General features: G+C 50.1%; 19 protein-coding genes. 7 read left to right on the top strand and 12 right to left on the bottom strand.

All coding sequences use genetic code 11. The annotated features are described in order from the left end of the window. Positions 1–62 precede the first annotated feature (62 nt). Entirely contained in the window at positions 63–314 is a 252-nt protein-coding gene (locus AC3ZFK_RS04125; protein ID WP_487506568.1) for a hypothetical protein, read from the top strand. An 81-nt stretch (positions 315–395) separates the two neighbouring features. Here AC3ZFK_RS04125 and recG read toward each other — a convergent pair whose 3' ends face one another. The 6 genes from recG to AC3ZFK_RS04095 are packed head-to-tail and all read right to left on the bottom strand — an operon-like array spanning position 396 to position 6,954. Then, positions 396–2,447: an ATP-dependent DNA helicase RecG gene (gene recG / locus AC3ZFK_RS04120; RefSeq protein WP_489433734.1), complete on the bottom strand. Its 2,052-nt coding sequence runs from the start codon at positions 2,445–2,447 to the stop codon at positions 396–398. Positions 2,448–2,456: 9 nt separating this feature from the next. Then, complete coding sequence (locus tag AC3ZFK_RS04115) at positions 2,457–2,849, bottom strand: RidA family protein (RefSeq protein WP_487506570.1); 393 nt, start codon at positions 2,847–2,849, stop codon at positions 2,457–2,459. An 18-nt stretch (positions 2,850–2,867) separates the two neighbouring features. Continuing rightward, on the bottom strand, positions 2,868–5,075 hold the full coding sequence (locus tag AC3ZFK_RS04110; protein ID WP_487506571.1) for a RelA/SpoT family protein: 2,208 nt from the start codon (positions 5,073–5,075) through the stop codon (positions 2,868–2,870). A gap of 21 nt (positions 5,076–5,096) precedes the next feature. After that, positions 5,097–5,417: a DNA-directed RNA polymerase subunit omega gene (gene rpoZ / locus AC3ZFK_RS04105; protein ID WP_487506572.1), complete on the bottom strand. Its 321-nt coding sequence runs from the start codon at positions 5,415–5,417 to the stop codon at positions 5,097–5,099. Positions 5,418–5,471: 54 nt separating this feature from the next. Beyond that, entirely contained in the window at positions 5,472–6,095 is a 624-nt protein-coding gene (gmk, locus tag AC3ZFK_RS04100; protein WP_487506573.1) for a guanylate kinase, read from the bottom strand. Next, positions 6,088–6,954 (bottom strand): YicC/YloC family endoribonuclease, encoded by an 867-nt coding sequence (locus AC3ZFK_RS04095; RefSeq protein ID WP_487506574.1) that lies wholly within the window; start codon positions 6,952–6,954, stop codon positions 6,088–6,090. The genes gmk and AC3ZFK_RS04095 overlap by 8 nt, the downstream gene beginning before the upstream one ends. 72 nt (positions 6,955–7,026) lie before the next feature. Here AC3ZFK_RS04095 and rph point away from each other — a divergent pair, with 72 nt between their 5' ends. The 4 genes from rph to AC3ZFK_RS04075 are packed head-to-tail and all read left to right on the top strand — an operon-like array spanning position 7,027 to position 10,627. Then, complete coding sequence (gene rph, locus AC3ZFK_RS04090) at positions 7,027–7,740, top strand: ribonuclease PH (RefSeq protein WP_487506575.1); 714 nt, start codon at positions 7,027–7,029, stop codon at positions 7,738–7,740. After that, entirely contained in the window at positions 7,737–8,327 is a 591-nt protein-coding gene (locus tag AC3ZFK_RS04085; RefSeq protein ID WP_487506576.1) for an XTP/dITP diphosphatase, read from the top strand. The genes rph and AC3ZFK_RS04085 overlap by 4 nt, the downstream gene beginning before the upstream one ends. Beyond that, positions 8,315–9,496, top strand: a complete 1,182-nt coding sequence (gene hemW / locus AC3ZFK_RS04080) for a radical SAM family heme chaperone HemW (RefSeq protein WP_487506623.1) — start codon at positions 8,315–8,317, stop codon at positions 9,494–9,496. Before AC3ZFK_RS04085 ends, hemW begins: the two co-directional genes overlap by 13 nt. A 3-nt stretch (positions 9,497–9,499) precedes the next feature. Further along, positions 9,500–10,627 carry a hypothetical protein gene (locus tag AC3ZFK_RS04075; protein WP_487506577.1) on the top strand — a complete coding sequence of 376 codons (1,128 nt, stop codon included), beginning with the start codon at positions 9,500–9,502 and terminating at the stop codon, positions 10,625–10,627. A 24-nt stretch (positions 10,628–10,651) separates the two neighbouring features. Here AC3ZFK_RS04075 and nhaD read toward each other — a convergent pair whose 3' ends face one another. Together nhaD and AC3ZFK_RS04065 are read right to left on the bottom strand one after the other, a co-directional pair. Then, positions 10,652–12,094, bottom strand: a complete 1,443-nt coding sequence (gene nhaD, locus AC3ZFK_RS04070; RefSeq protein WP_487506578.1) for a sodium:proton antiporter NhaD — start codon at positions 12,092–12,094, stop codon at positions 10,652–10,654. A 51-nt stretch (positions 12,095–12,145) separates the two neighbouring features. Beyond that, positions 12,146–13,528 (bottom strand): TolC family protein, encoded by a 1,383-nt coding sequence (locus tag AC3ZFK_RS04065; RefSeq protein WP_487506579.1) that lies wholly within the window; start codon positions 13,526–13,528, stop codon positions 12,146–12,148. Between the two features lie 313 nt (positions 13,529–13,841). Between AC3ZFK_RS04065 and AC3ZFK_RS04060 the strand changes: the two genes are divergently transcribed. Together AC3ZFK_RS04060 and AC3ZFK_RS04055 are read left to right on the top strand one after the other, a co-directional pair. Continuing rightward, positions 13,842–15,665: a SulP family inorganic anion transporter gene (locus AC3ZFK_RS04060; RefSeq protein WP_487506580.1), complete on the top strand. Its 1,824-nt coding sequence runs from the start codon at positions 13,842–13,844 to the stop codon at positions 15,663–15,665. Then, the gene (locus AC3ZFK_RS04055) at positions 15,662–15,988 is read left to right on the top strand and encodes a thioredoxin family protein (RefSeq protein ID WP_487541390.1); all 327 of its coding nucleotides are present in this window, start codon (positions 15,662–15,664) and stop codon (positions 15,986–15,988) included. Before AC3ZFK_RS04060 ends, AC3ZFK_RS04055 begins: the two co-directional genes overlap by 4 nt. A 30-nt stretch (positions 15,989–16,018) precedes the next feature. Here AC3ZFK_RS04055 and AC3ZFK_RS04050 read toward each other — a convergent pair whose 3' ends face one another. Genes AC3ZFK_RS04050 through AC3ZFK_RS04035 form a run of 4 tightly spaced genes read right to left on the bottom strand, consistent with a single transcriptional unit; the run spans position 16,019 to position 19,291 of the window. Then, a complete protein-coding gene (locus tag AC3ZFK_RS04050; protein WP_487506581.1) occupies positions 16,019–17,155 on the bottom strand; it encodes an NAD(P)/FAD-dependent oxidoreductase in 1,137 nt (378 codons plus the stop codon). Positions 17,156–17,164: 9 nt separating this feature from the next. Continuing rightward, positions 17,165–17,761: a TlpA disulfide reductase family protein gene (locus AC3ZFK_RS04045; RefSeq protein ID WP_487506582.1), complete on the bottom strand. Its 597-nt coding sequence runs from the start codon at positions 17,759–17,761 to the stop codon at positions 17,165–17,167. A gap of 40 nt (positions 17,762–17,801) precedes the next feature. Then, the gene (gene trmB, locus AC3ZFK_RS04040) at positions 17,802–18,491 is read right to left on the bottom strand and encodes a tRNA (guanosine(46)-N7)-methyltransferase TrmB (protein ID WP_487506583.1); all 690 of its coding nucleotides are present in this window, start codon (positions 18,489–18,491) and stop codon (positions 17,802–17,804) included. Positions 18,492–18,505: 14 nt separating this feature from the next. Then, positions 18,506–19,291: a thiazole synthase gene (locus AC3ZFK_RS04035; RefSeq protein ID WP_487506584.1), complete on the bottom strand. Its 786-nt coding sequence runs from the start codon at positions 19,289–19,291 to the stop codon at positions 18,506–18,508. Positions 19,292–19,319: the final 28 nt, after the last annotated feature.

Here is a 19,319-nt window from a genome sequence, read left to right as displayed (position 1 = left end):
GTTAGGCAAAGCGAACGTACGATTATAATAGACACAAGATTCACGATAATTGAGGAGAAATCATGATTGACGCAAATAAACACAACTTGCTCTATTTTGAAAGTAATTCTATGAAAGAGTTATACAATACCATGGAGGAATGGCAACAAATGAATAGCAAACGTCTTCTCTCAACCAATATCCAACAAGATAATGGAAAATTCTGCTGTATTGCTTTAAGCAATCCTACAGAAGTTATCATTTGCAGTGGTTCAGGTGGCAGCCAGGCAGATGTCTCTGGAGGAAACTTGAACGTCAGCGATTGGTCGCGATAGCCTAACAAGGCAAATTCACACGGACAGCAAAAAGCGCCGCTCGTTCCTCGCTCTCCCTTTTACCGCCGGTGATTTGCGACGTTAACCAGTCGAGCGATACCGCTCTGCATCAGGAATCCAGCGTTTAATCAGTCTGGTTATCTTGTCCTGAGGGCTGTTTTGTAGCATCTGCCTGGCAATATCTTCTACCATTGGAATCAGGTGTTGATCACGTACCAGGTCAGCCATGCGTAGTTGAGGTGTTCCGGTTTGTCGTCGTCCCAGAAGCTCTCCGGGCCCACGCATCTCCAGGTCTTTGCGCGCGATCTCAAACCCATCACTGCTTTCCCGAATTGTCTGTAGTCGCTCTGTCGCAATTTTACTAAGGGGTGCTCGGTACATTAACAGACAGCTGCTGGCGATGGCCCCACGTCCTACTCTTCCTCTGAGTTGGTGGAGTTGGGATAGGCCTAGCCGTTCAGCATTCTCGATAATCATCAAGCTGGCATTGGGCACATCTACCCCAACCTCGATAACGGTTGTTGCTACCAAAATATGCACATCTCCTTTATGGAAGTTACCCATAACCTTATCTTTTTCAGCTGGCGGCATGCGCCCATGTACCAGCCCAACTGAAAGGTCGGGGAATCGCTGCTGTATCTCTTTGGCGCTTTCCGAAGCTGCCTGGCACTGTAATACCTCTGACTCCTCTATAAGCGGGCACACCCAGTAGGCCTGACGTCCCTGTTTGCAGTTTGCATGTACCCGTTCCAGCACCTCGTCTCGACGGAATTCAGGAATGGTGACAGTTTTAATGGGAGTACGTCCGGGCGGGAGCTCATCAATAACAGTGCTGTCAAGATCCGCGTAGAAGGTCATGGCCAGGGTGCGGGGGATTGGAGTTGCGGTCATGATTAGCTGATGAGGACTGGTGATCTCATCAACACCTTTCTGTTGCAGGGCCTGTCTCTGTCCAACCCCAAAGCGATGCTGCTCATCAATGATGATTAGTGCAAGGTTTCTGAATTGAATAGTTTTCTGGAACAGTGCATGTGTTCCCACAACAATTGAGGTTTTGCCACTAATCACTTTGTCAGTAACCTCAGCTCTATCCTTTGTGTTCATGCTGCCCGAGAGAAATCCTGTAGATATATCCAGTGGCTCTAACAGGCTACAGATGTTGTTGTGGTGTTGTCTTGCCAATAGCTCTGTTGGTGCCATCAGAGCGGTCTGAAATCCGGATTCGGTTACATGCAGTGCGGCACAGATGGCCACAATGGTTTTTCCAGAGCCTACGTCTCCCTGGAGTAGCCGCTGCATGGGATGCGGTTGTTGCAAGTCCAGAAAAATTTCACTGATTGCACGTTGCTGTGCATTTGTCAGAGAGAATGGAAGCTGTTCTATAAAACTATCCACCACTCTTCTCTCTGTTGATAGCGCGAAGGCATGATCTTGTCTGTAATGGCCACGTAGCTGTTGAAGACTTAAGTGGTGGGCAAGAAGCTCTTCAAAGGCAATGCGTTCACGGCATAGCGGCAGTGCCGCAAGAGTCTCTGCGGTGGGCCGATGTAGCGTCTGCAGAGCCACCTGCAGCGATGGCATATGTTGTAGAGGTGAAATATCCGGTAGTAGCTCTACAACCAACGGGAGAGCTCGTACAAGTGCCTGCGTCGTTATGGAGAGCAGGGTACGTTGTCGAACCCCATCGGTTGCCGGGTATATGGGGGTCAGGTTTTTTTCAAGTTCAGGGGCAGGCCTGTCTGGGTGAATAATCCTGTATTCCGGATGAACCATTTCAAGCCCGGATGGGCCCCGGCGTATCTCTCCAAAACAGCGAACAGAAGTACCCTCTTTCAGGGCTATCTGTTGTTGTTTGTTGAAATGGAAAAGACGAATGGTAAGAGTGCTGTTCTGGCCTGCAATTGTGCAGAGCAGGGAGCGGCGTTTGCCAAAACGTACGGCACACCCCTGAATGACCCCCTCAATTAATCTCTCATCACCTGGTTGCAGTGAAGAGATTGGGGCTATTTTGGTTTTGTCCTGATAGCGAAGAGGAAGATGGAACAGTAGATCTGCTACTTCACGTATCTGTAGCTTCTCTAATCTTTTCGAGAGTTGAGGACCAACCCCCTTTAGTGTGGAGACGGCAGGCAATGTAGGTTGCTAGCTCAGCACCATTACTCCGTCCATCTCTACCCCGGCAGCTTTTGGAAGCGCCGCAACCCCAACAGCTGCACGTGCAGGGTAGGGAGTATTGAAGTAGCGTGCCATTACCTCGTTAACTAGTGGGAAATGGCTCAGGTCGGTGAGAAAGATATTAAGTTTAACGATATCGGCTAGTGAGCCTCCAGCAGCCTCTGCAACAGCGGTGAGATTGTCAAATACGCGGACAATTTGTGCCTCCATATCTCCCTCAACCATTGCCATAGTCTCTGGTATCAGTGGAATCTGTCCTGATAGGTAGACGGTCTCTCCTGTACGCACTGCCTGTGAATAGGTGCCGATAGCCTGTGGTGCCTGGTCGGTTTGAATTGTCTGTGGTTTGTTGTTTGTCATGGTCTATTTTCTCGAGTTTTATCCATTGATTCTCTGAATGGTGGTAACCGGCTGCAATTTTTTGATCTTGCGGATAATTGAAGCGAGATGCTTTCTGTCGGTTACACGAATAATAAAGGTGATGGCATTGGTTCGTCCGTCCTGATCATCCAATGTGACATTATCGATATTAGAGCCCATCTCCGAGATGGTTGCCGCAACAGTGGCCAGTACCCCAGGTTTGTTGGTGACATCAACCCTGATTACTGCAGGCAGATCCCGTTCACTTTTCTTGGACCACTCCACGGTTACCCACTGCTCAGGGTGGCTCTGCAGATTGGATACATTTTTACAGTCGTTACGGTGAATAACCAGCCCCTTGCCGGCGCTGATGTGACCAATAATAGGATCACCAGGGATAGGGCGACAACATTTTGCAAAGTGAACCACCATCCCCTCTGTTCCCCGGATCATCAGGGGGCGTTGGTCATCATGGTTTTTGCCTCTTCTTTTGAGAAGAGGGGAGAACCTTGAGAGAGGATTCCACAGCGCAGCCATCCTGCCTTTCTGCTTCGGATGTTTTGTGTCGCTTTGGGGCTCTTTGGTTTTATACTGCACCAGGTTTCCAGCCACTAGATCAGCCATTCTCTGACCCATGCCAATTTCGTTATAGAGCGCATCCGTGTCTTCGAGCTGCAGCTTCTCCAGTAGAGAGGTGATCTCCATCTTCTTGAAACGCTTCCTGGATATATTGTGTCTGGAGAGTGCCTTGAGTAACAGTTTTTCACCTAGCCTTACAGCCTCATCCTGCTGCAGGTTTTTAAGATAGTGGCGTATGTTGCTGCGCGCTTTGCCAGTAGTTACAAACTGTAGCCAACCAGGATTTGGTCTGGCATCGGGTGATGTAGTGATCTCGACAGTCTGTCCGTTGAAGAGTTGGCTACTAAGAGGCACTGTCTTGTGATTTACTACGGCAGCTATTGCATGGTTTCCAACTTCTGTATGAATTCGGTAGGCGAAATCAAGGGTTGTTGCACCACGAGGAAACGCCATGATCTTTCCCTTGGGGGTAAACACGTAGACCTCATCAGGGAAAAGGTCAATTTTGACGCTCTCAAGAAATTCTATGGAGTCACCGGTATTTTTTTGCAGATCCAAAAGGTCCTGCAGCCACTGCCGGGCCCGTTTCTCGGTGTTAGTGATATTGGATGTATCACTCTCTTTGTACTCCCAGTGGGCAGCAATACCCTCCTCGGATATGGTGTGCATTTCCTGGGTACGAATCTGAATCTCTACCGGGATACCGTGTGGCCCAAACAGTACGGTGTGGAGTGACTGGTAGCCATTAGCCTTTGGAATTGCGATGTAATCCTTGAACTTGCCAGGAACCGGTTTATAAATGCTGTGGACAATGCCAAGCACCTGATAGCACTCCTCTACTGATGAGACAACTATTCTAAATGCGTAGACATCAAAGATTTTACTGAAGGGGAGGCGCTGATCCTTCATCTTTTTATATAGACTGTAGAGATGTTTCTCTCGTCCAGCTATCTCAGCATCCAGATTAGTATCTAGCAGGCGTTGGCGAATTGTGGTCTCGATGGTATCAAGCACCTCCTTGCGATTACCGCGAGCCTGACTTACTGCTTTGTCAAGAACACGCGCCCGCATGGGGTAGAGGTTTGAGAATCCGAGATTCTTTAGTTCGGTAGCAACCTTGTTCATTCCCAGTCTATGAGCGATGGGAACGTGAATCTCCAGAGTCTCCTGGGCAATACGGCGGCGCTTGTATGCTTTCATTCCATCAAGAGTCCGCATATTGTGGAGGCGGTCAGCAAGCTTTATCAGGATAACCCTGATGTCTCTGGTCATCGCCAGCATCATCTTGCGGAAATTTTCTGCCTGCGCATGTTGCGGGCTCTCCATCTGCATGCGGGTCAGTTTACTGACTCCATCCACTAGTGCCGTGATCTCTTCACCAAACTTTTCAGTCAGCTCTTTTCGGGAGTGGTTGGTATCTTCCAGTACATCATGTAGTAGCGCTGCGATGATGGTGGTATGGTCAATTCGCATCTCTGCCAAAATGCGAGCAACCTCAATGGGGTGATATATGTAAGGTTCACCACTTACGCGGTGTTGTCCGTCGTGGGCCTCTGCAGAGAAGAGATAGGCCTCATAGATTTCATTAACCTGCTTCTGATCAAGATAGCTCTCCAGGAGGGAGACAAGATCACTGATCAGAAACATGATAGAAGAGAAGTGTAAGCGTTAAGCCGCCTCGTCTTTGGCAACTGCAACTGTTGCGACATCGGTATCAGCAGAAGCCTCCTCCTCGTCAGCCTCACTCGTCTCTTCTGCGGCAGCCTCATCAGCAGCGACGGCAGCTTCTTTGATCTGGTCAAGGATGTCACGATTAATGAGACCTTCAGCTATTTCCCGCAGGGCAATTACAGTTGGTTTGTCATTATCAACCGGCACCATAGGTTCTCCACCCATAGCGATCTGACGTGCACGCTCTGCGGCAATCAGGGTCATATCAAAGCGGTTGTCAATTTTGTCCAGGCAGTCTTCTACGGTAATGCGTGCCATCAGTAATTACTCCAGTCAGTGTTCAGCTCGAAAAGGGCGGTAATTCTATATAAATCAACTGGATTCTTCCAGCAGACTTTGCAGTAACAGGCCATTTCTCTCTGATTGTGCATCGATTAGTAGCCGTTGTGCAAGAAAAATGGCCTTAAGCTCAACTTTTGCCTGATCAAACTCATCATTGATGATCAAAAAGTCATATTCATCGTAATGAGACATTTCACTGACAGCATCACTCATCCGTCGAGAAATGACCTCTTCACTGTCTTGTCCTCGTCCCTGTAGACGTTCTTGCAGGGCATGTTGCGATGGAGGCAGGATGAAAATGCCGACAGCTTCTTTCATTCTGTCACGTACCTGTCTTGCGCCTTGCCAATCGATCTCCAGGATTACATCCAGCCCTTGTTGTAGTGTGTCACGAACCCAAATTTCAGAGGTGCCGTAGTAGTTGTCAAAAACCTCTGCATGTTCCAGAAAATGCTCTTTCTCTATGCCCATACGGAAATCTTCAACAGATGTGAAGTTGTAGTGAATGCCATTCTCCTCACCAGGACGGGGTGCGCGAGTAGTATGTGATATAGAAAGTAAAACCCCATCGATCTCACTGAGCACCGCCTGTAACAGGCTTGATTTACCGGCTCCAGAGGGGGCTGAGATTATATATAGGGTTCCATTACTCAATGTTCTGTACCTGCTCTCTCATCTGTTCGATCAGCACCTTCATCTCGACAGAGATCCTGGTGGTCTCGATATGGGCTGATTTGGATCCGAGGGTATTGGCCTCTCGGTGGAGTTCCTGCATCAGGAAGTCGAGACGACGACCAACTGCACCGCCTTTTTTCAGGATGCGCTCTACCTCATCCAGATGTGTTGTAAGTCGATCCATCTCTTCATCAATATCAAGTTTTTGTGCCTGAAGAGCCATCTCCTGTTCCAGGCGAGTTTCGTCGGCCTGTTCCAAAAATTCCTCCAGGCGTTCGCGTAGTTTTTGCCGAACACTTTCCATCACCTTTGGCATCTCAACTTTTGCCTGCTCCACCAGGGGGCGCATGGCATCACAACGTTGCTGGATCATATCCTGAAGGCGTTCTCCCTCACGTTGACGTGTCTCTATAAGTTCATTGACAGTTTTCGAGAATAGATCCAGAGCCTGCTGCTGTACAAGTGAAGAGTCAATATCTTCTGACTGTATTACACCGGGCCATGAGAGGATCTCCATAGGATCTATGCGTGCTGCATTATCCATATGGTGTGCTACTCTCTTTGCGGCATCTGCAACCTGTTTGGCAAGCTCCTCATTGACCTCTACGCCACTAGCTGCATGGTTGGCTGGAGCATAACGGAGACCACACTCAACTTTGCCACGCCCCAACTTCTTGCGGCCCAGTTCACGCACCTTGTTTTCAATGGCGCGCAGATCTTCTGGCAGTCTGAGGAAAAGTTCAAGATAACGGTGGTTTACAGCACGAATCTCCCATGCCAGGCTGCCCCATTCAGCCTGAATATCTTTTCGCGCAAAGGCGGTCATGCTCTGAATCATTTTTGAACCCTGCTTCCGATTACCGGATAATGTGTCGTTTCAATAGATGGAAAGTATACAAGGAGTTTACCCATGCGACCCAGTAAAAGAGAGCCTAATCAGATGCGTGAGATCAAGATCACCCGCAATTACACCAAGCATGCCGAGGGCTCGGTGTTGGTGGAGTTTGGTGAGACCAAGGTAATCTGTACCGCCTCGGTTGAGGATAGAGTTCCACGCTGGCTAAAAGGTAAAGGCAAGGGGTGGGTAACTGCGGAGTACGGTATGCTGCCACGCTCGACTGGTAGCCGTATGGGGCGCGAAGCGGCACGGGGCAAGCAGGGTGGCCGCACCATGGAGATTCAGCGCCTGATCGGACGCTCACTGCGAGCAGCAGTTGACCTTAAGATGCTGGGTGAACAGATGATTACGGTTGACTGTGATGTGATCCAGGCTGATGGAGGTACCCGCACAGCATCCATTACAGGTGGTTTTGTGGCGCTCTCTGATGCGATCCAACACCTGATGGAGGTGGGAGCTGTTGAGCAGAACCCCATTACAACACCAATTGCATCAGTATCGGTTGGGGTTTACCAGGGCACACCTGTTCTTGATCTCGATTATGCTGAGGACTCCAACGCTGAAACAGATATGAATGTGGTAATGAACAGTAAAGGGCAGTTCATCGAGGTACAGGGGACGGCAGAGGAGGCCCCCTTCAGCATGGATGAGATGCAGCAGATGTTGGCGCTGGCACAGCAGGGGATTGGTGAGTTGATTGCCCATCAACAAGAGTCTCTGGCGTGAAAAAAATCATATTGGCAACCGGCAACAAGGGAAAGGTGAAAGAGCTGGGTGAGCTGCTTGCCAACTTTGAGATGGAGGTGATACCGCAGACAGAGTTCGGTGTAGTAGAGGCAGAGGAGACCGGCCTTACCTTCGTCGAGAACGCTATTCTCAAGGCGCGCAATGCGGCAGCCCATACCGGATTGCCTGCTATTGCCGATGATTCCGGTCTGGAGGTGGACTATCTCAAGGGGGCACCGGGCATCTACTCTGCCCGTTATGCCGGAACCGACGGCAATGATCCAGCTAACAACCAGAAACTGTTGAGGGCGCTGGATGGGGTGCCGGAGGGGCAGCGTAGTGCACGTTTTCAGTGTCTGATGGTCTACATGGAACATGCAGAGGATCCAACCCCACTAATTGCCCAGGGGAGCTGGGAGGGGCGTATTCTGACTGCCCCTCAGGGCGAGAATGGTTTTGGCTATGACCCGATCTTTTTTGTTCCGGAGCAGGGGTGCAGCTCGGCAGAGCTTCCTGCAGAGGTGAAAAACAGGCTGAGCCACCGTGGGCAGGCGCTGAAGAGGCTGGTCAAGTTATTACAGAGCTAAACTTTACTGCGGTCATTCCGCTCTCGCTCTACATCCACCTGCCGTGGTGTCTACAGAAGTGCCCCTATTGTGATTTCAATTCACATGCGTCTGGAGATGCCCTGCCGTTTGATCACTACGTAGATGCGTTGTTGCTAGATCTGGAGTGGGAGCTTCCCAGGGTTTGGGGGCGACCGGTACGCTCAATTTTTATTGGAGGAGGAACCCCCAGCCTTTTTCCTGCTGAAGAGATAGAGCGTCTGTTGTCTGGAATCCGTGCCCGTCTGCCGTTTGGCCCGGAGCCCGAGGTTACACTGGAGGCTAACCCAGGAGCAGTGGAGCAAGAGCGTTTTGCTGGATATCGGCAGGCAGGGGTAAATCGACTTTCCATTGGGGTCCAGAGTTTTGATGATGGGAGGCTTGAGGCAATTGGTCGAATTCATGATGGAGAGGATGCTGCTACCGCAGTTGAGATGGCAAGGGGGGCTGGATTTGAGAATATCAATCTGGACCTGATGTTTGGGTTGCCGCAACAGAGTAGAGCGGAGGCGATGGGAGATCTGCAGCAGGCTGTGGCGCTGGGCGTGGAGCACCTCTCCTGGTATCAGCTCACCATGGAGCCAAACACCCCATTCGGTCACCAGCCACCACCACTCCCTGATGATGAGGAGCTCTGGGAGATGCAGCTGGAGGGGCAGCAGCTGTTACAGGAGGAGGGGCTTGAACAGTATGAGATCTCGGCCTATGCGAGAGAGCAGAGCGAGTGTCGCCACAACCTCAACTACTGGCGGTTTGGGGACTATCTCGGCATTGGGGCCGGGGCCCATAGCAAGATTACCATGGCCGCAGATGGGGCCATTATTCGCTCATCACGACAGAAGAGCCCACAGCGCTATATGGATGGTGCGGGGTCGGAGCGGCTGTTGTCAGAGCGCCACACTGTGCCCGCACATGATCTTCCGCTGGAGTTTATGATGAACAGACTACGGATAAATGAGCCGTTTACAGTGAGGCAATTTGAGGAGCGTACCGGTTGCAGTTGGAATAGGGTAGAGTCAACAGTTGAAAAGGGGTGCAGAGAGGGGTTACTGTTACGCACCGGAGAGCAGGTTGTTGCAACCGACCACGGAAGAGAGTTTCTCAATGACCTGCTGGCACTATTTATGAATATTAAACAAGATGGAGAATAGAGAATGAGATCGGTGGGAGATTTTCAGCTAGAGCAGCGCATGACGCGCTATAGTCAATTCATTCCCAGGCTCTATAATTTCTGCCTCTCGCTGGGGTTTGAGCCAGGCAGGATTATGCCCTCTCGCGCCTTCTGTTCGGATGAGAACCAAGGCTTCCCCATCATTCTAATCGCCAAACACTTTGGTACCTTTCCATTCAACCATGGGCGAGTTGGGGGCATTGTGGCAACCGACCGCCACGGGCCTCATGCCCACCATGGCCAGGATATGGTAATTATTCAGGCTAGCCACGTTGGCTATGACCCGGATACAGAGCAGTTTGGTAGTTATCGTAGGCTACAGACCAGCCACTGCGAGTCTACCTCCGACTGTGGCAAGATTGCCGGGGTCTCCAGCTGGTATCTTAGCGAGTACCATTTTGCCTGTGAAAACATCCTGGTGAAGCGGCGTAATGGCGAGATTATGGTAACTATAGACAACCAGCTACTTGATGGCCGTCGCCAGGAGGGGTTGGTGCTGTGTCTGGAGAGTATGGTGCAACAGGATGAGCAGGGGGAGTATCTTATCCTGCGCGCACTGAGTACCTCAAAGATGTTTCTTGCAACAGCCGCTTTTGCAGAGCGTTTCTCACTCCTGGAGGAGGGAGAGGCGCAGGTAATTGGTTCGGCATTGAGCGCAGAGCTCTTCTCTTTTGAGAGAAATATTCAGGAGGCAGAGGAGGGGCACGACCATCTGGAGAGAAATCTGCTACCCTATATGCCACAGATTGTAACTACAAACTCCCCGGCACTGATTGCCGCACAGATCAATTCACAGGTTGAATTTGACCGCGCCTTCAGAACCATCACCCAGGATCCTGCCTATCATGGCAAGCGCCTGCTCTTTATCTCCGGGATCAACATCGATATCTCACCACGGGTTGGACAGATCTTCCCGTTGACCAAGTTTGTTCCATGGGCCGCCTATTTTCAGGACAGTGACGGTTCTCGTGTGACCTATGAGCAAGATGAGCTATGGGAGCTACTGAGTGAGCAGTCTACCGACAACCCGGATCAGATTGATCTGGATGGCGCTATTCAGCAGATGGAATATCTGGAAGAGGTGGTGATCGAGTCTCCAGGGGAGCAATAGCTCTATGAATAGGGGGAGGTGGTACTAGCCCCCTGCTGCAATCCCGAGAGCGGGGAGTGCAAAATAGGAGTCATTGACCAGTAGATGGACCCAGATACTGGCAGCATATCCAAGAGCGATCACCGGGGTCCACTTGAGATGGCCAACAAAGGTGTACTTTCCGCGCGCCTGCCCCATCAGCGCAACTCCGGCCGCAGATCCGATGGAGAGCATGCTTCCGCCAACCCCAGCGGTCAGTGTCACCAGTAGCCACTGTCCCATCGACATATCAGGCATCATTGTCAAAACCGCAAACATCACGGGAATGTTGTCAACAATAGCAGAGAGTACCCCAACAGCCACATTGGCATTGGTGGCTCCCCATTGAGCGTACATCACCTCAGAGGCAAGAGAGAGATAACCAATAAATCCGAGGCCACCAACAGCCAGGATTACCCCATAGAAGAAGAGCAGGGTATCCCACTCAGCACGGGCCACCTTGTTGAAAATATCGAAAGGGGCGGGAAGGGCAGGATCCATAAGATCGCCATGCTCTCCACTATCAGGGATATCCTTGTCGAAGGTCTTTTTCAGGTAGTAGCCGAAAAACTGTAGATAAGCCAGGCCGGTCATCATTCCCAGAACTGGCGGCAAGTGCAGGAAGTTGTGGAAGCTAACCGCTGTCGAGATAGTCAACAAAAACAGCAGGATAATGCGTCGGGCACCACGCTTCATTGTTGTTACCTCATCGCTTGCCTCAGGATGCATGTCAGGTATAGCGAAATGCATGATTGCGGCAGGGATCACAAAGTTAACAACAGATGGAATGAACAGTGCGAAGAAGGTTCCAAAATCGACAATTCCCTTTTGCCAGACCATCAGGGTGGTGATATCACCAAAGGGGCTGAAGGCGCCTCCTGCATTGGCTGCCACCACGATATTGATACAGGCAAGGAGGATAAACTTTCTGTTGTCACCACCCACAGCCAGCACCACTGCACACATCAACAGTGCTGTGGTCAGATTGTCAGCAATTGGGGAGATGAAGAAGGCAAGGATGCCGGTTAGCCAGAACAGCTGGCGGAATCCGAAACCTTTGCGAACCAGCCAGGATCGTAGTGCCTCGAAGACACGACGCTCCTCCAACGCATTTATATAAGTCATGGCAACCAGCAGGAACATCATCAACTCGGAAAATTCCAGGAAGTTGTGGCGTACGGCTACTTCAGCAGCATGGGGCATACCGTGGGATGCGTAGACCGTGGCGATCATCGCCCAGATAATGCCAGCTGCAAGCAGTACCGGTTTGGACTTTCTCAGGTGGGTAAACTCCTCAGCCATTACCAAGAGATAGGCAAGGGAAAAGATAATTAGGGATAGAATTCCAATAGTCTCTCCAGTCAGATCAAGAGCCTCACCGGTTTGTCCAGATGCCAGGCTTGATACCGGAAAGATAAGTATTAAAAGAGAGGTGAAGAGGGTTTTCATAATTATTAATTCCTTGAGGTGTCTCTCTATTTTATAGCTAGTGGATGTTTATTAAAAGGATCCGCCCAGCGCCAGGTGAAGAGTGATTCTGTTGTTAATATGGTCGGCAACCGCTCGCAGACGTTTACTTTCGTGAGTATATGCACGTTGTTTCGCATCCAGCAAAGTCAGGATATCGGTGAGCCCGTTCTGATAACGGTATAGTGCCAGAACAGCTGCAGAGTGGGATTCATTGGCTGCGCGGGTCAGTGACTCCACTCTCAGGCGCTGATAGTGGTCGGCATCCAGCGCATCTTCCACCTCCCTGAATGCAGTCCGGATGATTTGCGCATGGTTTATTAGTGCCTCTCGGTGTTCGATTCTCTCCAGCATCTCCTCGGCCTTTAGCCTCTCCTGCTGAAATAGGGGTTGAGTGAGATCACCCAGCAGGCTCCAGATCAGAAAATCCCAGTCAAGCAGGTTTTTTAATTCACTACTGGATGTTCCACCACTGGCGGTCAGGGAGAATGAGGGGAGACGGTTTTTTGCAGCAACCTCTGCATCAAGGCCGGCCGCAACCATACGCTTGTTGCTTGCCGCTATATCAGGGCGGCGCTTCAGCAAGTCAGATGGCAGACCTGCCGGAATAGAGCCGCCTATTTCTGGCATAGGCTCAGAGACTGTAAGTTCTGCTGCAGGGTAGCGACCCAGCAGGGTCTCCAATTCTCGCAATAGAAGGTTCTGTCCCATTCGTTTGCTGGCTAGCCTCTCCTCTGATGCGGTTAACTCAATTTTTATGAGATGTAGATCAAGCGCATCAACCAGTCCATTTTGAAAGCGATCCTCAACCACCTTCAACGCCTGTTGGTCTGCATTAAGCTGATATTCAGCAAGTTCTGTCTGCTGTTTTGACTCCACAGAATCAAACCAGTTTTGGGCTACCTCGGCGGCAAGAGAGAGGCGCGCCGCTCTGAGATCAGCCGCCACAGCCTCTGTCAGGGTTATAGCAGAACGCTCCTGATTTGATAACCTATTCCAGAGATCAACCTCCCAGACAGCCGAGACATCAAGAGTGTGGCGGTTACTGATTGATGCACGATCTGTAGATGAGATTGAACGAGATCGTTTGGAACTGATGCCTCCCTCAATAGTGGGGAGAAGATTGGATGATGCTATGGAGGCGGTCTCATTGGCGCTATACCAATTAAGTGCGGCAATCTTCAGGTCATGATTATGGGCAATGGCTTCTGCAACAAGTTGCTCAAGCTGCGGAGAGTTGAAATCTTTTAGCCATTCATCTGTAATCGATCCTGGCCTAACCGCATTTTCAGCCGTAACAGCACTCCAGCTAACAGGAGGGATGAGGACGGCTGTTGTGGTGTCTGGCGGCAACTGGTTGCTGCTGGCACAGCCTCCCAGGATGCCGCCCAGAAGAATCAGTAATGGTAGCTTCATATCCGTATGATCCCCCGGTTCGACTACTCTTGTCTACTGTGTAGGTGGCCGGTCTTGATATGTTTTGAATTTTATCCATACACATTATTCAGGTTTGGATGCTATACAGGCTGACTTTGAGAGAGGTTGGGGAGGATCGTGCAAAATAAGGAATCCGCTATGCTCTTATATTCCCTTGAATCACAAGGGATTGATTGGTATCATCTGCCGCCACTCCAGCAAGCTCGTCTGCTCCATATCGTCTCTATGTCGTCTGATATGTGTTTTTGTTGTTATATGAGTGCCTTGTAACCCTTTGAACGGTAATAGTTTTATGGAAATGATCCAGCGTTTTCTCCCCTTTCTGAAATGGTTCCCAATGAATGGAGAGACCATTCGTGCTGATCTCATAGCGGGTATTACGGTTGCCCTGGTACTTATACCTCAGTCCATGGCTTACGCTCAGCTTGCAGGGCTTCCTGCCTACTTTGGACTATATGCATCGTTTCTGCCGGTGATGGTGGCCGCGCTCTGGGGATCTTCCAAACAGTTAGGGACTGGGCCGGTTGCGGTGGTCTCGCTGTTAACCGCTGTTGCTGTGGGAACTGCACTGCAATCCAACCTGCCTGAAGGTGTGAGCAGTATTGATGCAATGAATCAGGAGCAGTTGGTTCAGTTTTATGTGCCACTGGCCGTTCTGCTGGCTCTTCTAGTCGGGCTATTTCAGTTAACGCTTGGCGTGTTGAAATTGGGAGTGGTGGTCAACTTTCTTTCACATCCGGTGATTGTTGGTTTTACCAATGCAGCAGCGATGGTTATTGGCCTCTCTCAGCTAAACAAGATTTTTGGAGTAACCAAGGATCGTAGTGACTTTTTTATTGGTGATATCTGGGGAGTATTGCAGCAGTTGGGTGATACTCATATGATGACCCTCTTTATGGGGGTTTTGGCCTTTGCCATCATGATGGGAGCCAAGAAGTTTATGCCCAAACTGCCAGGAGTTCTGTTGGCTGTGGTAATTACTACTGTATTGAGCTACATGATCGGTTTCCAGGGTATGGGGGGTGCAGTTGTTGGAGAGATTCCTGAAGGCCTTCCGGAGATGAAGGTTCCAACCATCAACCTTGAGGTGCTTGGTATTCTCTTTACCAGTGCAATTGTTATCTCCATGGTTGGTTTTATGGAGGCGATCTCCATCGCCAAGGCGATGGCAGCCAAGACCAAGGATAGGGTTGACCCTAATCAGGAGTTGATTGGACAGGGGTTGGCCAATATTGTGGGCAGTTTCTCCCAAGCCTATCCGGCCAGTGGCTCCTTCTCGCGATCTGCAGTAAACCTCAATGCAGGGGCAAAGACTGGAATGTCTTCGGTCTTTACTGCAGTACTGGTGCTGATAACCCTGCTCTTTCTGACCCCGCTTCTATATCATCTGCCAAAGGCTGTGCTGGCAGCGGTAATCATGATGGCAGTAATCGGCCTGATTAATTTCAAGGCATTCAAACATACCTGGATTGCCAATAAACATGATGGTGCAGCATCAATAGTTACATTTGTTGCAACTCTGGGGTTTGCCCCCCATCTCGATCAAGGCATTATGATTGGTGCCCTGTTGGCGCTTGGTCTATACCTCTATACAACAATGAAGCCTCGTGTGGCAATTCTGGGGCGCTATGCTGATGGAACCCTGCGCGATATCAGTGTCCATAATCTTCCACAGGATAAGCGCATTGTAGTTCTTCGTTTTGATGGCTCTCTCTACTTTGCAAATGTCTCCTATTTTGAAGAGGCAATTCTTGAGGCGTTATGTGCACGCCCGGATGTAAAGTATGTCCTGGTGGTTGGTGATGCCATTAATCAGCTTGATGCCTCTGGTGAGGAGATGCTTCATCAGTTGGTTAACCGGCTAAAGGATAATGAGATTACTCTGGTGTTTAGTGGTCTCAAGGCGCAGATCCACAAGGTCATGCAGCGCACAGGCCTGTTTGGACATGTTGGTGCAGAGAATATTCATCCCAATGAGGATATGGCTATCGACTATATCTACCGCCGCCTTGATGGAGAGGATTTCGGCAGTAATTATTGTGCTCTCATCACCCCTGAGGGTGAAGAGGAAGAGGAGAAAAATGCACGCCGGGATTCTCTGGAGGAGGCCTTCTGATTCAGGTTGATGTCGATAATTTCGATCAGACAGTCATTGCAGAGTCCTCAAAACATCTGGTAGTGCTGGACATCAGTGCAGAGTGGTGTGGTCCTTGCAAGGTGCTAGAGCCTATTCTTGAGCGCTTGGACCGGGAGTATAGCGGAGAGTTTATCCTTGCCAAGCTTGAGGCAGAGGATGAGAATATGAAGATTGCCGGGCGCTTTGGTGCACGTGGCTTTCCAACAGTAATCGCCTTTATCGATGGGGAAGAGGTGGAGCGATTTCAGGGCGCCAAACCGGAATCTTTTGTGCGGGACTTTATAAACCGTAACCTGCCGTAACTATTCCCGGACAGACTGCCAGGGCGGCTCTTAGCGAACTCCGCGCAGATAGATCCACTCAAACAGAAGTTTGGCCCAGTGAAAGAGACGGGTCTTGAAGATTATTGCGCGCTTCATATCCCTATATACCAGAACTCCAGAGTTGACCGAGTCAACAATACATATCAGCTCAACCTTGAAGTGATGATTCTCAGGGCTTCCTGTCATATCCGAAAGCATATTTTTGACTGCAGCCGCAGCCTGTAGATCTGCCATATGAGCCTGCTTTGGCATCCACTCAGGGCCAGGAAAGCTTCCGCTGTCACCCGCAACATAGACGTTGTTGAAGCCGGGGACGCGACCTCCCTTGTCAGCAACAACAAACCCCCCCGGGGATAGTGGAAGACCACTCTCAGAAAGCCATACGGAACCTGTTAGTCCAGGCATAAACAGGGTGAGGTTACTCTCAATCTCGCCCCCTTCAGTAATTACAGAATTTTCTGTGAAGCCTTTCATTTTGTGCCCGAGGTGAGTCTCTATCCCACGTTTTTTCATCTCACGCAACAGCCCCCCAGCGGCTTTTGGCCCAAGTTTTTTGCCGGGTTCAGGGGCCGGGCTGAAGAAGGTGATTTTGAACCGATCACGTCGCCCCTGTTTGCGTAGCAGGGTATCAATGCCGTAGAGGAACTCGAAAACCGGCCCACCACGCATTCCTGCAGGCTCTTTAGGGTTGCCCCCAAACCCCATTGCGATTGATCCACCATCCATTGCTGCGATGCGGTCACGAATTTGTTCACCAGCATGAATGCCATCACAAGGGATAATTGCATGCTCCTTGATTCCAGGTAGTTTCTTGATGAAGCTGGCGCCACTCGCAATCAGTAGACGGTCATAAGGCAGTGCGCACTGATCAGTATTGACCTGACGGCTCTCTGCATCGAGGCCGGTAACGCTACCCTGAAAGAAACGTACATTAAAACGGGCAAAAAAGTTTTCCAGAGGGATCTCCAGATCCTCACGTGAGCGCAGGCCAGATGGTATCCAGATAGTGCTGGGTAGATAGGAGAATATTGGGCGCGAAGCAACCATGGTGATGGAGCCACTGAAACGTTTTTTGCGCAGTGTCTTGACCGCAGTCAGGGCAGCAAATCCAGCACCTAGAATAACAATTTTTTCATCTGATCCCATAATCAATTTTTACTCTAAAATAATTGGTTTTATCTCACTGTCGAATGAGAGCTTGCTAAGTTGACCGCGGTGAATATAGCGAATACGACCATCTCTATCAATAACCACAGAGTATGGGAGAACCTGATCATTGTTGCCCCAGTCAGCCATGATTGCGCTGCTGGTAGCTAGCAGAACTGGATAGTTGATCTCTAGGGTGCGGGCGAAGTTTTTTATCTTGTTTGGATCATCAATACCGATACCGATAATCTGAAAACCATTCTCGCCATACTGGCTCTGATACTCAATAAACTCAGGAATCTCATATTTGCATGGAGGGCACCAGGTAGCCCAGAAGTTGAGCATTATTACCTTACCCTTCCAGTCACTCAGACTATGAAACTCCCCGTTGGTATCCTCCAGAGAGAAGGCTGGAATATCCCAGGCATTGATTACATTCCCATCAAGCTGAAAGTCGATAGTACGAGGCGGTATCGAGGCTGACTGTTGCTCTGCAGGGCCAGGGTTCTCATCCTGGACCCATAATCCTCCCAATTTGTAGGCAATAACAGCTCCAACAGTAAGTGCAACCAGATAGAGTGCAGTGGTAAAGCGGTTTCTCTCCATGGTTATCATGATCCTCCTTGAAAGTTTTGACGAGTATATCCTACTCTTCAATCTTCTCGAAGAGCAGATCCCAGACCCCGTGACCCAGTCTTATCCCACGTTTTTCGAACTTGGTAACTGGGCGAGATTCAGGTCGTATTGAGAAGTTGCCAGCCCCGGCCACATTTACAAGACCAGGTTCATTGCTAATGATCTCCATCATCCACTCCGAGTACTCTTCCCAGTCAGTTGCCAGGTGGAATACTCCTCCAGGCTTCAGAATGTTATGAATTTTTCTGACAAATTCAGGTTTCACGATACGGCGTTTGTGGTGCCGTTTTTTATGCCACGGATCTGGGAAAAATAGCATAACCGAGTCAAGGGAGCCCTTCGGAATCTGCTCACTAATGGCCTCAATGGCATCATGTTTTAGCAGACGGATGTTTTTGACCCCCTTTTTGTCAATCTCATCCAGCAGCCGTCCAACTCCAGGGCGGTGTACCTCAATTCCAAGATAGTCTGAACCGGGGTTTGCCAGAGCCAGCTCCAGCAGGGCATGACCCATACCAAAGCCGATCTCAAGGTGAAGTGGTGCACTACGTTGAAACAGGGCGGGAGGATCCATAGCGTCACCGGAATCAATACCAAATCTGGGCCATAACTCATCAAGTGCACGCTGTTGACTCCTGGTCATACGCCCCTCACGGCGCACAAAAGAGCGAATGTGGAACAGCTTTTCTGGAGAGACCACGGTTGTGTAGCCTGTTAGATGAAGTGCCCGTCTATTGGAGAAGAGGCGCTAGCATAGGCTTTCTTGGGCATGCGTCCAGCAAGGAATGCTTCACGACCTGCCTCAATTCCCTTTTTCATTGCTGATGCCATCAAGACTGGATCTTTGGCTGCTGCAATTGCAGTATTCATCAATACACCGTCACAGCCCAGCTCCATGGCAATGGCTGCATCCGAGGCTGTTCCAACTCCCGCATCTACCAGAATGGGTACATTGGCATTCTCTACAATAAGTCGAATATTGTGGGGGTTGCGGACTCCTAACCCAGAGCCGATTGGGGCTGCCAGAGGCATAACAGCTACACATCCCATCTCTTCCAGGCGTTTGGCAATTAGTGGGTCATCAGTTGTATATACCATGACCTTGAAGCCATCCTTTATCAGAACTTCTGCTGCCTCAAGTGTGGCGGTAACATCCGGGTACAGGGTTTTCTCATCCCCGAGAACTTCGAGTTTAACCAGATCATGACCGTCCAGTAGTTCACGCGCCAGGCGACAGGTTCGAATTGCGTCATCAGCAGTAAAACAGCCAGCTGTATTGGGCAGAATGGTGTATTTTTCTGGGGGTATGGCATCAAGCAAGTTGGGTTCGTCAGGATTCTGTCCAATATTGGAGCGGCGAATAGCGACAGTCACAATCTCTGCCCCACTGGCCTCTGTGGCTAATCTGGTCTCTTCCAGATCCTTGTATTTTCCTGATCCAACCAGCAGGCGGGAGTTGTATGTTTTTCCAGCAATTACAAAGCCGTCATTTGTATCCATAACATTGTTTTCCTGATGTTTCTGTTGT

The organism is Candidatus Thiopontia autotrophica, assembly GCF_982804495.1.
Note: the sequence above shows the minus strand (reverse complement) of the source record. Positions and strands in the feature narration are given on the sequence as shown.